Consider the following 16,310-nt stretch of genomic DNA (forward strand, 5'->3'; position numbering starts at 1 on the left):
AAGGACGATGAGCGTTATATCGACAACGATATGCTTCATTGACGATATTCAGAGCGTGGTCGACGGCATATCCAAGCAAATCAGCTGGGAACGTCATGGAATCACGGTAAGCGGAACGGCCATAAATGGAGAAGACGGATTGAACCTGATCACATCAAGCAAACCGGATATCATCGTGACCGACATTCGAATGCCGAAGCTCGACGGTTTGGAATTGACCCGGCACGTCAAAGAATTGTTGCCTCGCAGTAAGGTCATCTTGATGACGGGTTTCAGCGATTTCGAATATGCGAAGCAAGCCGTTCAGCTTGGAGCGTTCAACTTTATTACCAAGCCCTTTTCGCTGGCCCATATTGAGGAGATTGTTGTAAAGGCCAAAGAAGAGATCGAGGCGCTGCGAAACCAAGAGCATCATATCGCCGATTTGGAGCAGCGGGTTCAAGAAAGTATGCCGTTTCTGCGTCAGGAATTGTTTGCATGGCTGCTGCATCATAAGGTGAATGAGCAGGAAGCGAAGCAACGGTGGGAATATGTTAAGCCTGATTTGGAGCCCAGGCATCTGCTCGTTATGATTCTTGAAATCGACGGTTTGGACGAAAAGTATCGGAATTCGCCGATGAACGAACTCGAGCTTGCCAGGTTCGCGTTGAAAAATATTACGGAAGAGACCATCGCTTTATATACTAGGGGGCTGGTATTCCGGGACTCGGTAAACCGTCTGGTTGCGGTGTTGAATGCGCCGTTATCAGATTCAGCGGCAGCAATAGCGGAGGCGTGCTGTCACCATGTGAGCGTATATACATCTTTAACGGTATCCATAGGAATTGGCAGAATCGTCTCGTATATCCACGACTTGTATGCATCGTATGATCAAGCTTTGCATGCACTGTCGTATCATTTTTATACCGGCGGCAATGGGGTGATCTCTTATGAAGAGGTGGCTAACACGGAAATGTCCTTGCCGCGCAGCATTCGAAGTGCAGAACAGGAGATGGTGTACGCAATACAATCCGGTAACGTCAGTCATGCCATAACGACGCTCGATCACATCCTCGACGAGTTTAAGGACAGGCCACCGCTTCCCAAACCGGAATATTTCATCAGCCTATATTATGAGCTGGCATATATGATGCTTAGGGCGATACAAGAGAAGGTACCGTTGAATGAATTGGCCGATTTGAGCTCGATCGTTCGAGAAGGAAGGGTGAGCTCCGAGAGATCCTTGGCGGACATGAGAAGGGTGCTGCATCACATCGTAACGCTGGGCTGTGAACACATCGAGAATCAGAGCCGTTCCGCGGCCGTGAAAATCATTCAGGAAGCCATTCAATATGTAAAATCCAATTTGGATCGGGACATCAGCCTTAGTGCTTGCGCGAAGGCGGTTCACCTGAGCCCCAGCTATTTTGCCGGCTTGTTCAAGAAAGTGACGGGGATGGCATTTAGTCATTATGTTACCCAAATACGGATCGAGGAGGCTAAGCGGCTGCTCTTGGAGGATCGGCCGATTCAGGAAATTGCAGAGTCTCTTGGTTATGCGGAGCGCCGATATTTTAGCGACGTTTTCAAAAAGTATACGCAGATGACGCCATCGGAGTTTAAGCAGGCGCACCTAGACAACAACTTTCCATTGCAAAAGGAGGGAGTTCGTGAATAGCCGCATGGAGGAAGCCATTGATTGGCCGGCGTTTATGTCCAGGCACGACATGTTATGGTCGACGCGTCCGATCAGCTGGGATGAAGGGGCGTTTCTTGGAAACGGCATGCTGGGCGCGATGATATATAGCGAGGAACACCGGGATAAACGGAACGTGCTGCGCTTTGTGCTTGGACGGTCGGATATCACCGCATCACGCCCGGGTAATCGGGATTTTCCGGTGCGCGTGCCCATTGGCGAGCTCGCTTTGGAGCTGGAGGGCTGGATTTATCAGCCCTGCGAAATCCGATTGGATTTATGGAATGCTGAGCTTAGAGCGGTTATACCGACAACCAAAGGGGAGGTCAGGATTCGCGCGCTGATTCATGCAACGGCTCCGGTGCTTCTTGTGGAGCTGGACGCAGATGAAGGGGAGCACGATGCGAAGCTGAAGTGGTACGCTTACCCGGAGGTTGACCCCGTATTGAAGAATGCGGACGGGATTAATCTCAACCAGTATATTCCCGAAACCACTGTTCAGCATTTGAAATCCGCCGAGATATCGATCGGCGTCCAGGAATATGGCAGCGGGGAAGGCTGCACTACAGCTTGGCTTACTTGCCGCCCTGATCCGACCGAACGAAAGTTGGGGAACTGGAACAGGCAAGCCTGTATCTTAACCGTCATGAAAGGGGTGGATAATACCGCTTCCGATCAAGCGGTTCAAGTGCTTCGGGCTGTCCCCCTCTCAACCATCGGTTGGGAAGCCTGGCTGCATGCCCATCGCCAATGGTGGCATCATTATTACCCGGAGAGTTTTATATCCATACCGGATACGCAGCTGGAGAGCTTTTACTGGATACAGATGTATAAGCTGGCTTCTGCGACCCGTGCGGACTCACTCCCTATCGATAATCAAGGTCCGTGGCTCACTTCCACGCCATGGCCGGGGTTATGGTTCAATATGAATGTTCAGATGAGTTATTCCCCGATCTATACGGCGAATCGTCTCCATCTCGGCATGTCGCTGATTCGCTCATTGCAGGAGCATCAGGAGCAGCTGATCCGAAACGTTCCCGAAGTCTACCGTAAGGATTCGGCAGGACTCGGCCGGAGCTCCAGCTATGACCTGCACAGTCCGGTCACGGATGAGGTGGGGAATTTAACGTGGGTCATGCATAACTGCTGGCGGCACTGCCGTTATGCCATGGACGACAATATGCTGCAAGACGTGGTCTATCCACTCCTGCGGCGCAGTGTGTGTTTATATTTGCATCTTCTTGAGGAAGGGCGGGACGGCCGACTTCATTTACCACCGACGGTTTCGCCTGAATACGGCTCCTTCAAGCAGTTGAAGAGTGCCGATGCCCATTATGATTTAGCCCTGCTGCGCTGGGGATGTGAAACCTTAATCCGCATCACGGATAAGCTCGGCATTCACGATTCGCTGCATGATCGCTGGCGGGAGGTCCAGGACCGATTGGTACCCTTTCCGGTCGATAGTTCCGGTTATATGATCGGCGAGAATCAGCGCTTGGATTTTGGACACCGGCATTTCAGCCATCTGCTGGCAGCATTTCCGCTGCGTCTCGTAGGCGATACCGAAGAGGAGAGGGAGCTTATTCTTCGATCGCTCCGCCATTGGATCGGACTCGAAGGAGATTTGCGCGGATTCAGCTTCACCGGAGCAGCCTCGATTGCGGCCATACTCGGACTAGGCGATGAAGCACTGGCGTATTTAAGAAGCTTAATGCATCTCATCAAGCCGAACACCATGTATAAAGAGGCGGGACCGGTCATCGAAACGCCGCTCGCGGGGGCGGAGTCGATCCATGATATGCTGCTCCAGAGCAGAGGGGAGCGAATCTGCGTTTTCCCTGCTGTTCCAAAGGAGTGGCCGGAGGCGGTATTTCATCAGCTGCGATCGGAAGGCGGCTTTCTTGTGAGTGCTGTTCGGGAGGAGGGGCGTACCGCTTGGATACATATTTGCAGTCTTGCGGGTGGATCGTGCCGAATCGTATCGGATATGGTTTCATCACCGGATGCCGGCTTGGTATTGGAGATCGGGGGCATGTCCACAGTATGTCCGATCCAGGCGGACGGATCGATCCATCTGGTTATGCAGGCGGGAGAAGAAGCTTATATATACAGCGATCATTGGAGCGGATCTTCGCCTTTCAAGATCTCGCCCATCCCTGCAGAGAAGGGGAAATGCAATATGTTCGGCAGCCGCAAGCCATGGAGGCTCTATGGAATTCCCCGTTAACCGTATAAATGCCGAAAGCCAACTACAGATCCCGTCCGAAGAGCAGCCTTAACCCATCAAGGCTGCTTTTATCATAAACAGCAGGTGATAAGGAGGAATAATCGCATGTTCAGCACCCTTCGCAAATATAACCGCAGCGTCATTGCGGCATGGCTGTTCTCTTATATTACCGTACTCATGGTGCCTGTCCTGATCAGCTTTGTGCTCTATTCGATCTCGTACCATCAAGTAAGGAGCGAAACCAACCGGGCAAACGGTTTACTTCTTCAGCAGATGGAAATGTCCATTGACAGCAAGCTGAAGAGCCTTGAGCGATTAAGCCTGGAAATTGCGTTAAACAAGGAGATTTCTGCATTTTCCAGCGCGGAGCTCCCGCTTCGCGATCCTCAATATTATGACGTGTTTAAGATATCCGAAAGCCTGCGAACGTATAAAAATGCGAACGATTCCATCGAAGATATCTACGTCATGTACCTGAACAGCGATACGGTTATTTCGACGTTTGATCACACGAACGGCAGGGGCCTCTATCAAAAGCTGAGGCAGCTGGACGACACCTCCTATGATCAGTGGACGGATTTTTTCGAGCAAAGATATGTAAACGATTACAAACCCATGGTGTTTAATGACGGCATGGAGAGCTTCCCGCTCGTCGTGTTCGCCCATTCCCTCGTATTCAACTCTCCGGCCCAGCCTTCGGCCGTTGTCCTGTTCTTGATCAAGGATTCGAAACTAATCGAGAGCGTTCCCCAGCAAAAGGGTGCCAATATGTTCATTATAGATGCGGAAAGCCGGTACATCGCTGCATCCGACAAGGATTTGGCCGTACCTGCAAATCTGCGTTATGAACATTTGCAAGGAGACAGCGGAATGATCTATATGAAATCGGATGCGGGGCAGACCGCGCTTTCCTATATTACGTCCCAAGTCACCGGTTGGAAATATGTATCGGTACTCCCGGCGGCTTTGTTTAATGAGAAAATGAAAAATTTACGCCTTTTGACATGGCTCAGCATAGCCCTATGCCTGATCATTGGAGGCTTGGTCACGGTATTGTTATTACGCCGAAACTATATGCCGGTTCAACTGATGCTGCATAGTTTATCCAAGCAATTCGGCATCAGATTTGACCGCGGGGCCAATGAATACGCATTCCTGGAGGGGGCGATTCAACATCAATTCCATGAAAAAGCAGATATACAAACGCAGCTTCGCAAGCATGGCAATACGATTCGAGCTCATTTGCTGCGGCGCCTCCTGAAGGGGTACGCCGATCATGATCAATCGCTCCAGAGCGCCCTCCCAGCCCACGATATCCGGTTTCGATCGGAGCGATCTGTTGTCATGTTGATATCGATCGATCATTTTGGCAAGTTTGAGCAGTTTGGCATCCGTGGGCTCCCGGATCAGAAGCAGCAAATGCTCTATTTCGTGCTGACGAATGTCCTTGAGGATACAGCATCCAATGAAGCGGTCGCGTTTACAACGGAAATGAACGATGTGCTTGCTTGTATTGTTAACTTTAGAGCGGAAATCCCTGAGGAGCAGGAGCCATCCGTTCTGAACCGAATGCTGGCCGAGGTCCAGGATTTCATGGGCAAACATATCGAAACGGAGCTTACGCTGGCCGTAGGACAGGTTCATACGGGCTTGCACGGCATCGCTCAATCTTATCAAGAAGCTCTTACCGCGCTTGAGTACCGCATTGTGATAGGTAGCGGCCAGTTTATCCAATACAGCGATACTCTGATGAGTAAAGGTACGCAATCCCACCGTTTTTATTATCCTCTAAGTGTTGAGCAGCAGTTCGTGTATGTGGTGAAAAGCGGGAACTACGACAAAGCGGAAGCGATTCTTGACGATATTTTTCAAGCCAATATTACCAAGCATCCGGTTTCGGTTCCACTTGCCAAATGCCTGATGTTCAACTTGGCAAGCACGATGCTGAATACCCTTGAGGAAGTGAAGGCGGGAAGCAAGCGAACATGGGAAGACCATTACATTGAAGTGAATCCATTGCTCGAATGCGATCATGTTCCGGAGATGAAGGATCGGATGAAACAAATGCTCGGGGATGTCTGCGAATGGATTCTGGCCGAGAAACGGGATCATCATCGTTATTTCATCGAAGATGTCCGGCGGTATATCGAAGAGAACCTTCATGACCCGAGTTTGAATATATCGATGATCGGCGATGCTTTTCAGCGGACCCCGTCTTACGTCTCAAGACTCTATAAGGATTACACCGGAGAAACCTTGCTGGATTCCATCAACCGTCTTCGTGTGGCTGAGGCGAAGGAACTGCTGGCCCATGGGAAACTTACCGTAAATGAAATCGCGGGCCGAGTCGGTTACGCGGATGTCAGCACTTTTCTGCGAATCTTCAAAAAATTCGAAGGCGTCACCCCCGGAAAATACCAGAAAACCGCGCTGTAAACTTAATTTTGAGGCGCAAATACATCGATTTTTAAGAAATTGCCTGCGATTTTAGATTTTGTCTATGTTAACGGAATCGGTTTTATTGAACAATGACATCGGATAGGTCGGCAAGACCCGCCGATCTGTTCCTTATCCTAAAATCGGGGGAATGATGATGGTACATCGTATGCTGGCCAAAGACAGCTTGCTGAGAAATTTGAAGTCAGGATTGACCGCCGTATTGTTAACTAGTTTGCTGCTTGCGGGTTGTTCGTCAGGGAGTAAGGAGAATACGCCGGAGGCAAAGCCGAACGACGGCGGGAAGGATGCGTCAACCGCAATCGGTTCATCGTATCCGCTGAACACAACCGAAACGATCACGTCTTGGGAAATCTTGAACATGAATGCCGTAACCTTCTATTCCAATCTTGCGGATACCCCGTTCGGGAAGGCGCTTGTCGACCAAACGGGAGTACAGGTCGAGTACATTCATCCGAATGATCAGCAGACCGTCGAGCAATTCAATCTGATGATTGCCTCCGATGAGCTTCCGGACGTCATTGAATATGATTGGACCGGAAGAAGTGCTGGCTCTTATCCGGGCGGACCGGAGAAAGCCATCCAGGACGGCGTGATTCTGGAACTCAATGATCTGATTGATCAATATGCGCCCAACTTGAAGAAGAAACTCGAAGCGGACCCGACGCTTGATCGCATGGTCAAAACAGACAGCGGCAAGTATTATGTATTTCCCATGATCCGCAATCCGTCCGGGCTCGTCTTCCGCGGGCCCATGATCCGCCAAGATTGGCTGGAAGAGCTTGGGCTGCCCGTGCCGACGACCATAGAGGAATGGGAGAAGACGTTGATCGCCTTTCGCGACGAAAAAGGAGCCACTGCGCCGCTTAGCGTGACGTATACCGGCGGAAATTTTGAGATTCGCGATGCCTTCATCGGGGCTTACAAAACATCGAACTCCTTCTATGTAGATGATGAAGGAAAGGTAAAGTATGGGCCTATGGACCCGCAGTACAAGGATTTCCTGGCCTTGTTCCGCAAATGGTTCGCGGAAGGGTTGTTTGACAAGGATTTTGCGCTCACCGATACAAAAGCATTGGATAACAAGATCTTGACCGGGCAGACCGGTGCAACGGTACATCTCCTCAGCGGCGGCATGGGCAAATGGATGGACGCCATGAAGGAGCAGGATCCGAAATTCAAGCTGGTCGGCGCTCCATATCCAACGCTCAATCCGGGCGAAATTCCCTTTATCGGACAACGGGACTTCAAGTACAATCCGGGACCGAGCAAAGCCATCACAACGGCTGCGAAAAATCCGGAGCTGATCGTACGCTGGCTTGATTATGCTTACAGCGAAGAAGGCTCGTTGCTCTATAACTTTGGCATTGAAGGGGAGAGCTATGTGATGGAGAACGGTGCTCCGGTGTATACCGATTTGATTAAAAACAATGAGAAGTACAGTCTGCAGCAGATGGTATCGCAGTATTCCAAGCCGAATGGTCCATACGAAGCGGATGAACGTCGGAACTGGAATACGTTCCCTGAGCAGGATGAGGCCGTGAAAGTATGGGCGAAGACGGATGCCGAGAAGCATATACTGCCTGGCTTCCTGACGCCAACCGCCGAAGAAAGCAAGGAGCTTGGCAAGATTCTTACCGAAGTAAGCAACTATAAAGAGGAAATGTTTGTCAAGTTCATTGTCGGCAAGGAGCCGATGGAGAGTTATGACAAGTATGTGGAGCAGCTCAAGAAGCTGGGTATTGAGCGGGCGGTTGAAATCTATCAAAGCGCACTGGATCGATACAACAGCCGATAACGAAGTCATAACGCGCGGGGAATGGAGCGGTTCATTCCCCCGATAACTTGTTACTTCAATAGACCGTACATGAGGAGTGAGAACGGCATGGCGAAACTTCCGCCTCCGACACGCACGTCAATTCCTTCAAACACGGCAGGACTGAATCCTCGAAACTGGGGCTTGCTGAAGGACATTAGAAAAAATCGTTTCCTGTACATCATGTTGATTCCGGTACTTTTATATTTCGCGGTTTTTCATTATTTTCCGATGTATGGGGCGTCCATTGCTTTTAAAGAGTTCTCCCCACGTCTTGGTATCATGGGAAGCCCATGGGCCGGCTGGGAGCATTTCGAATCGTTTTTCAACGGCATTTACTTCTGGCGTGTTGTCAAGAATACGCTGTTAATCAGCTTTTATGAACTGCTCTTTGGCTTTCCGGCCCCCATTATATTGGCGCTCCTGCTGAACGAGATCAGAAAAACCGCATTCAAACGCACGGTTCAAACCATAACCTACATGCCGCATTTTATTTCGCTGGTCGTTGTTTGCGGCATCATTAAGGAATTCACGATGAGTGACGGATTAATGAACGATATCATGGCCTTTTTCGGATGGGAACGGGTCTCCCTTCTGCTGGAATCCGAATATTTCCGGACTCTTTTCGTAACCTCCGGAATTTGGCAGAACATCGGCTGGGGGACCATCATCTACCTTGCCGCCTTGGCCGGTATCGACCAAGAACAATATGAGGCCGCGAAGATCGATGGAGCCAACCGGTGGAGGCAAATGCTGAACGTGACGCTGCCGGGGATAATGCCAACCATAGTCATTCTGTTCATTCTTGAGATCGGCAGGCTGATGAACGTCGGCAGCGAGAAAATCATTCTGCTCTATAACCCGTCAATCTACGATACCGCAGACGTCATTAGCTCCTATGTGTACCGGGTCGGGCTGCAGGAATTCAATTACAGCTTCAGCTCGGCAGTAGGGCTGTTCAATTCGGCCATCAATTTCACGCTTGTTATCGGCTCAAACTGGCTGAGCCGCAGGATGAACAAAACCAGCTTGTGGTAGGAGGTGAAGGGAATGGAATGGAGAGCTGGGCATCGATCGGTCGGCGAAAAGCTGTTTGATATGTTTAATTACGCCTTGTTGACCATCATCACATTATGTACGTTGTATCCATTGATCTACGTACTGTTTGCTTCCTTGAGTGATCCAACCCGATACATGCAGCATTCGGGGATTCTGTGGAAGCCGCTGGATATGACGTTAAACGCTTATCGGCTCGTGTTTGATAATCCAATGATTATTCAAGGATACATGAATACGTTCCTTATCGTTTCTGGCGGCCTGGTGCTTAATATTACATTGACCGCGTTCGGAGCGTATGCGCTGTCCCGTAAGGGATTGCGATATCGTAAGCAGCTGATGCTGTTTATCGTATTTACGATGTTCTTCAGCGGCGGCTTGATTCCCCTGTATTTTACAGTAAAAGGCTTGGAGCTAACCAATACGCTGTGGTCCTTAATTATTCCACAGGCCATATCTGCTTTTAATCTGATTATCATGAGAACGGCTTTTGAGGCGGTGCCGGATAGTCTGGAGGAATCGGCCAAGATCGACGGAGCCAATGAATTTGTTATCTTATTCCGAATCATGATGCCGCTCTGCATGCCGGTTATCGCCGTCATGCTGCTGTATTACGGCGTCAGTCACTGGAATTCATGGTTTCAGGCCATGATCTATCTGCAGGATCGCTCCTTGTATCCGCTGCAGCTCGTCCTGCGGGAGCTGCTGCTTCTGAACGATGCAAGCTCTATGGCAAGCGGTGCGAGCGGCGGGGAAGTCGCCGTCATCGGCGAGACGCTGAAGCATGCGACCATTATCGTGGCGACGGTCCCGATTCTGCTGGTTTATCCGTTTCTGCAGAAGTATTTTGTGAAGGGCGCACTAATCGGTGCCATTAAAGGATAACGATTGGAGGATTTATGATGAGTAAACTAGAGACCCGCCCACATCTCGACTTGGATCTGTGGTGGAATGGTGCTCGCATGAAGGTGGACCGGATATTGGCCAGAAGACCTGATCTTGCACCGCATGCGGCCAAGGACGGAGAATATGACGGATTGACGTTGGATAACTGGATTTCGGGATTTTGGCCGGGAATGCTTTGGATTATTTACGATATGACCGGAGAGACGAAATATCGGGAAGCGGCATGGGATTGGGATATTCGGATGGAGCGCTTGACGCTGGAAGAAAGCCGCTTTCATCATGATGTGGGATTTCAGTATTTGCCTACCTCCGTCATGAAATACAAGTTAACCGGCGATGCAGACGGAAAAAGGCGGGGGCTTGCGGCTGCCAACTTTCTGGCAGGGCGGTTTAACCTGGCCGGCCAATACATCAGGGCATGGAACAAGGATCTTCCCGGCTGGGCCATCATCGATTGTCTCATGAACTTATCCCTATTGTACTGGGCTGCCGAAGAAGGAGAGGACCCGCGATTCCGGCACATCGCAAATGCCCACGCGAACATGGCATTGCGGCATATGATCCGTGCCGATGGCTCCACCTGCCATGTTGCCGTATTTGATCCGGAAAGCGGAGAGCTGCTGGAGTATAAAGGCTGGCAGGGCTATGCCCCGGATTCCTGCTGGTCCAGAGGAAATGCGTGGGCGTTGTATGGGATGGCCAACGCTTACCGATACACAAACAATTTAAATTACTTGCAAGCCGCGAAGCAGGTAGCTCATCATTTTATAGCCTCATTACAAGAACATGGGGTTCCGCCATGGGATTTCCGCGTACCGGATCCCGAAACCGAGCCGTGCGACACTTCGGCCGCGGCCATTGCCGCTTCAGGATTACTGGAGCTGACTGCCCTGACAACCCCGGAGATAGGCGCTGTGTACCGGAAAGCCGCAGAACGAATAATCGCGGTTTTGTCAACAGAGTATGCAGCTTTCCAGGCGCCTGAGCATGAGGGGATCCTGTTTGGCGGAACCGGCCATAAGCCGGCGGATACCCATATCAATGTATCGCTTATATATGGGGATTATTATTACATTGAGGCACTCGCGAAGCTTCGGGGCTGGGCCCATCGCGTATTCTGATCGGTTATCGGTACGTTAATATTCGAAGCGAGGTGAACGGATATGAGAACGTTATGTAACGCATTAAACCTACGGTCTCTACGATCGATAAGTATGGGACTGGTTATAATCCTGTTGATCGGAACACTGATGATAACACCTTCAGAGGCCCAAGGGGCTTCGAGTGATGCAGGAGGGAGCAGCATGAATCGGATCGAGAGCACGGTAACGGCTAGCAGCTACCAACCGGGCACGAATTACGTACCGGGGAATGTGTTGGACGGGGTATGGGGTGAGGACGCGGAGAGCCAGCAAAGCCGCTGGTCCGCTTCCGGTCAAGGACAATGGCTGCAGTTCGATCTGGGCATGGAACAGACGGTCACGTATGTGAATATTGCTTTTCTGAATGCCAGAGAGCGTCTGTCCAGTTTTGAAATATTAGCTTCGAATACCGAAGATTTCCAATCCAGCACCGTTGTGTTTGAACGACAGTTCAGCCGGCAGCTGCAACCGGAAGACAGCCTATTGCAAACTTATGTATTACAGAGTCCGGTGAAAGCCAGGTATTTGCGGTTGATCGGATATGGCAATAACGCCGGCGGCAGCTCGGGAAACTGGAACAGCATCATGGAAGTAGAGCTTTACGCAGGGAAAGTGCCGGGTGAATCACCGGAAGAGCCACAACCGCCACTTCCTCCTAACGCTGGCGAAGAGAAGGAGGAGGACGTGAAGCCTCCGGAGCTGAAGCGAGTATCGGTTCGTACGGCGGAACAACTCCAGCAGGCGCTGGATCAGGCCGTGGCCGGCACGCTGATTGAATTGAAGGATGGGACCTATGAGCAGAACGGTCCATTTATTGTGAAGGATAAACACGGCTCTGCTGCCTATCCGATTCGGATAACCGGGAAGTCCGGCAAAGCCGTCATCAGCGGCAATAGTTACATGCACATTGAAAATTCGAGTTATGTTGAAGTTAGCGGGCTCACGTTCCGGAACGGGATCGGCGATGAGAATGGAATACAGACCTTGACTGACCGTGGGTTGGCACATCGGGCGCTTACGGGTGTACACCCGGGCATTCAATTGGAAAGCTCAAGCCGGATATCCATATTAGGCAACAGCTTTGCCTTGAATGAAACAGGCCAGCCTTATCGATTCAAGGCTCAAAACAGGAATGTATGGTGCCTGCTCGATGTCGAGGACAGCTGTCGGTACAGCGGTGATCAGTATGATCCGAATGGCGAAGTATATGAGGGGTTAACGCCATTTGAAGATCCGAAGCTGATAACGGACAATGGCACGCACCGACATTATATCCGGGTCGAAGGAACGAGCAGCCATAACCGGATCGCTTATAATGATATTGGACCTAAGAAGGGTTTTGGCGCAGTCGTGATATATGATGGCGAAGGGCATAGCGGGCAGCATATATCGCAATACGATGTTATTGAATACAATTATTTTCACGGAATCGGTCCGCGGGTAACCAACGGGCTGGAGGCCATCAGGCTCGGTCTTTCCAGTACTTCCCTCTCCTCCGGATATATTACGATTCAGCATAATTTGTTCGACGGGTTTCATGGCGAAGACGAAGTAATATCGGTGAAGAGCAGTGACAATATCATACGGTATAACACGATTCGCAATTCATACGGCGGGATCGTGTCACGACACGGAAACCGCAACAGCTTCTACGGCAACCATCTCATCGGCGATGGGGTGACACCGGGCAGCAGCGGGTTCCGGATATACGGCAACGATCACAAAATCTATAACAATTACATGGAAGGTCTTACGGATAAAGTGATTCGCCTTGATGGCGGAACGCATGACGGCGGGCCGGAAGGCAGTACGAATCCGGTGGTGCGCTGGGGTGGAAGCCAGGAACAAACCGCGAGGCTGGGGGACCTGCCGGCCGAGCAAAGGACTGAACTTCTGCGCGGCCACTGGAGGCAGTACAACGTACAGATTTACAACAATACCATCGTGAATGTCGGCAACCAAACGACGACCTTCAATCTCGGCGGCAGAACCTATCAGCCCGTAGGGACTAAGATTTACAACAATTTGATATTCAGCCATGCAAGTACGATATTCCATGAAACCGATGCGGTTATTCAAGCACCCGATCAGGAGCGGGTGGAGTACAAGGGGAATAAACTCGAGGGGAATGCACCGATCTCGAACAATCCGATCGTGGACAGAGAGATGAACAAACAAGACCTTCGTTTGGTGCGCAGCAAGGACGGACTTATCCGGTTATCCATCTATAGCCCAGCCGTTGACGCTGCCCTGGCTCCTTATGCTGCAGCGGAGGACATGGATGGACAGCTTCGGTATATCCCGGACGTGGGTGCGGATGAGTATGCCTCAGGTAAACAGCGGTCCAATCCTCCGCTCACTGCCCGTGATGTCGGCCCGGACGCCTGGATAAAAAAATAAGGCACCGTGGGGCCCCATCATGTCTGCTACTCTACGACGCCTTTTGTGCGCATCCAGCACTATCATTCCGCCTTCATGCCGACTCTACGGACTTTCGATGTCACACGAAAATCAAAGGTTGTATGTTTATAAATTTCACTCCATTGGTCCGCGGTTTTGACATGGGTATTCCAATACGATGGTTTTCTGGCTCGTACCAATTCGCCGAATCCGAAAATATCGGATTCTTTTTTTTGCGTTTTTTGGATTAGTCCGAGCATGAGTTCTTTAACGGATCGTTCATTCTCCCGCGCGATTTCCTCAAGAATATGCGAGTTATTGAGCGGGAGGACTTCCGTATTTTTCTCTTCGACATTCACTTCCGTCACTGCCGTGATCGTAAAATGAGGAAGGCCGTTCTTGATGTCCACCTTGATTTCCGATTCCCGGTTCGTTGCATGAATGGTGACGACCTGAGAGTCGTCTCCAACATGGATGATTCCCCGATATCCTGCCGGACTGATTCCCTTGATGACCAAGTATCCGGCAATTTCAAAGGGTTTTGTCACGCCGACCAGTGTGGCGCCTTTGAAAAAAGCCATGCCGCTGATTTCCACGTTATCGCCCTTCATGATTTGGATGTAAGGCAGAAATCCTTCCTGGCCCTTCTTCGACGAATTGTTCCAGAAAGTTCCGATATAGTCGCTCGGGAACTTGCCATGTTTAACGGCATCGTCCAGCGTGGAGGACAAATACAATGCCGGGACGCGCTCCAGCTTCGGGGCAGCTTCCATCAGTTCTCTCGCTTTCCCTTTGGATACCATCAGCCAGGCCATACGGCGAACTTCCGCGTTTCGGTGGAGATAGTCGTTTAAATTCTCCATCCCCTTTCTGGCAAACTCTTCAGAAACGACGATGACGCGGAGATGTCCAAAAAACAATTTGCCTGATATTTGCTGCTGGAGATTCATCATCGCATCATCGACGGTATGTCCTACAACATCCAGTACCCACACGGTTTCTTGGGCGCCTTCTCCTGAAGCACCGCCTTCGCCGGGTCCGAGCGGTATTCTGCCGGGAAGAGCGATTTGAACGGATAACTGGATCATTTCTTGTTGCGGTGCGGGATATTTCCCTCGAAGATGAGAAATCTCATCTTCACGAATCTCGGCATCCTTGCCGGCCGTGTCGATTGATATACCTAGAACGACCGCTCGTTCCTCAATCTCCATCCGATCCCAGCAGCCTGTCAGAAGTGAGCAGAGGAGAAGAAGGATCATGAATTTTAGGTTAAAGCCGGCGTTTACTCTCTTACTCATTGAGATCCTCCTGAACTCAGACATCTAAACTCACACGAAGACTTTAACAAGGACGATAACCAGAAACCAAACCGTTACGATACTGATATTGATCCAACCCAGCACAAGGGATACTTTTTTTTCCTTGGTCATGTTCGATTGTCTGTACTTATTCATGTCGATGATCAGATTGAACAAGCCGCAGAAGAGCCAGATCAGAATGGCAACATCCAAATAACCGCTGTAAATTTCCCCGATCATTTGGCTGCACCTCTTACTTTGCGCAGGATGGCGATGATCAGCAGGATTCCGGGATACGCGATAGTAATCAGCAGTCCATATTTGGATATCATGCTGTTCACTTCATTCAATTGAATCAAGCTTTGGGGCAGCATGGCCAATACGAACAGAAAGGGGAGGATGAAGAAGGACAACATCCCATGGTCCGCTAACCGGAATAGCTTGCTTATCGAGTAGACCGTAAAGTAGTAACAAGAGAACAAGGATGTAAATACAGCCGTTACCCAAACGGCTAAAAAGACTGCATCCAAACGTTCCAGTACATTGGCAGGCAATGAAGTTGCCTTGGCAAGCTCCAGTGTCGGCCATAACAGCTTTTTGGTTTCCTCGGCTCCAAACACGCCCACCGTTGCAGCCACGATCAAAATATACAAAGCGCCGGTTACCACCATGGCCCATAGGCTGGACCGCATCGCTCTTTCAGGTTTGCACATGGCCGGAATGACCATCATCATAATAAAATAGCCTTGGAACACGGTGGAGAGCGTAATAATGCCTGCCGGTATGCCTCCGGGTTCATTCCCCCATACAGGGAGAACATTGACCAAGTCCGCATTTTTTAACGAAAGGGCGACGATCAAAAGCGCAGGTATCAGAATAAAGGGGCTGTAAAATAAGTGGATATACGCAAAGGTCATAATATTCCGGCGAGAAGAAAATGCAGCCAGCAGAAGCATGACCAGTACGGTAATCTCCAGCGGTGTATTCTTCAGGACGGCCGTAACGACAACCTCGCCGAATTCTCTGGCGACCAGAGAGGTCAAAACCGCAAAAAACGCAATCGAGACCAAGCTTGCGATTCGACCGAACCACTTACCGATGATAACTTCGCTGTACTCCACGTACGAGTCGTTCGGAAACCGCATGCCGAGCCGGGTCATGAAGAAAAGTCCGACAAACGCCAGCAGCATTCCCAAAAAAGTAACGAGCGGAGCCCCGGCATCCGCAGCCTTGACCGCAGACAAAGGGAGTGCAAGAACGCCTACTCCCACGATGGTGCTGATCGTAATGGCAGAGGCCTGCAGAACCGTGATTTGGCGCTGTTCATTCATGG

The 16,310-nt window shown here is 50.5% G+C and carries 11 protein-coding genes; 8 read left to right on the forward strand and 3 right to left on the reverse strand.

Annotation, left to right across the window (positions count from 1 at the left end):
- Positions 1-7 precede the first annotated feature (7 nt).
- The 8 genes from M1D70_RS14340 to M1D70_RS14375 all read left to right on the forward strand — a co-directional run bounded on the left by M1D70_RS14340 (position 8) and on the right by M1D70_RS14375 (position 13,679).
- Positions 8-1,657: a helix-turn-helix domain-containing protein gene (locus M1D70_RS14340; RefSeq protein WP_456290227.1), complete on the forward strand. Its 1,650-nt coding sequence runs from the start codon at positions 8-10 to the stop codon at positions 1,655-1,657.
- A complete protein-coding gene (locus M1D70_RS14345; RefSeq protein ID WP_456290228.1) occupies positions 1,650-3,902 on the forward strand; it encodes a glycosyl hydrolase family 95 catalytic domain-containing protein in 2,253 nt (750 codons plus the stop codon). The genes M1D70_RS14340 and M1D70_RS14345 overlap by 8 nt, the downstream gene beginning before the upstream one ends.
- Before the next feature lie 105 nt (positions 3,903-4,007).
- The gene (locus M1D70_RS14350; RefSeq protein WP_456290229.1) at positions 4,008-6,338 is read left to right on the forward strand and encodes a helix-turn-helix domain-containing protein; all 2,331 of its coding nucleotides are present in this window, start codon (positions 4,008-4,010) and stop codon (positions 6,336-6,338) included.
- 151 nt (positions 6,339-6,489) lie between these two features.
- A complete protein-coding gene (locus M1D70_RS14355; protein ID WP_456290230.1) occupies positions 6,490-8,157 on the forward strand; it encodes an extracellular solute-binding protein in 1,668 nt (555 codons plus the stop codon).
- Positions 8,158-8,244: 87 nt separating this feature from the next.
- On the forward strand, positions 8,245-9,213 hold the full coding sequence (locus M1D70_RS14360) for an ABC transporter permease (protein ID WP_456290231.1): 969 nt from the start codon (positions 8,245-8,247) through the stop codon (positions 9,211-9,213).
- 12 nt (positions 9,214-9,225) lie between these two features.
- Entirely contained in the window at positions 9,226-10,116 is an 891-nt protein-coding gene (locus tag M1D70_RS14365; protein WP_009592045.1) for a carbohydrate ABC transporter permease, read from the forward strand.
- A gap of 17 nt (positions 10,117-10,133) precedes the next feature.
- Positions 10,134-11,258: a glycoside hydrolase family 88 protein gene (locus tag M1D70_RS14370; protein ID WP_456290232.1), complete on the forward strand. Its 1,125-nt coding sequence runs from the start codon at positions 10,134-10,136 to the stop codon at positions 11,256-11,258.
- 183 nt (positions 11,259-11,441) lie between these two features.
- Positions 11,442-13,679, forward strand: coding sequence for a chondroitinase-B domain-containing protein (locus tag M1D70_RS14375; RefSeq protein WP_456290233.1), 2,238 nt, complete (start codon positions 11,442-11,444; stop codon positions 13,677-13,679).
- 62 nt (positions 13,680-13,741) lie between these two features.
- Here the strand turns inward: M1D70_RS14375 and M1D70_RS14380 are convergent, their stop codons facing one another.
- The 3 genes from M1D70_RS14380 to M1D70_RS14390 are packed head-to-tail and all read right to left on the reverse strand — an operon-like array spanning position 13,742 to position 16,308.
- A complete protein-coding gene (locus M1D70_RS14380; protein ID WP_456290234.1) occupies positions 13,742-14,977 on the reverse strand; it encodes a Ger(x)C family spore germination protein in 1,236 nt (411 codons plus the stop codon).
- Between the two features lie 30 nt (positions 14,978-15,007).
- Complete coding sequence (locus M1D70_RS14385; RefSeq protein ID WP_456290236.1) at positions 15,008-15,217, reverse strand: CLC_0170 family protein; 210 nt, start codon at positions 15,215-15,217, stop codon at positions 15,008-15,010.
- Complete coding sequence (locus M1D70_RS14390; protein WP_456290237.1) at positions 15,214-16,308, reverse strand: GerAB/ArcD/ProY family transporter; 1,095 nt, start codon at positions 16,306-16,308, stop codon at positions 15,214-15,216. The genes M1D70_RS14385 and M1D70_RS14390 overlap by 4 nt, the downstream gene beginning before the upstream one ends.
- Positions 16,309-16,310: the final 2 nt, after the last annotated feature.

Source organism: Paenibacillus sp. AK002 (assembly GCF_053903045.1).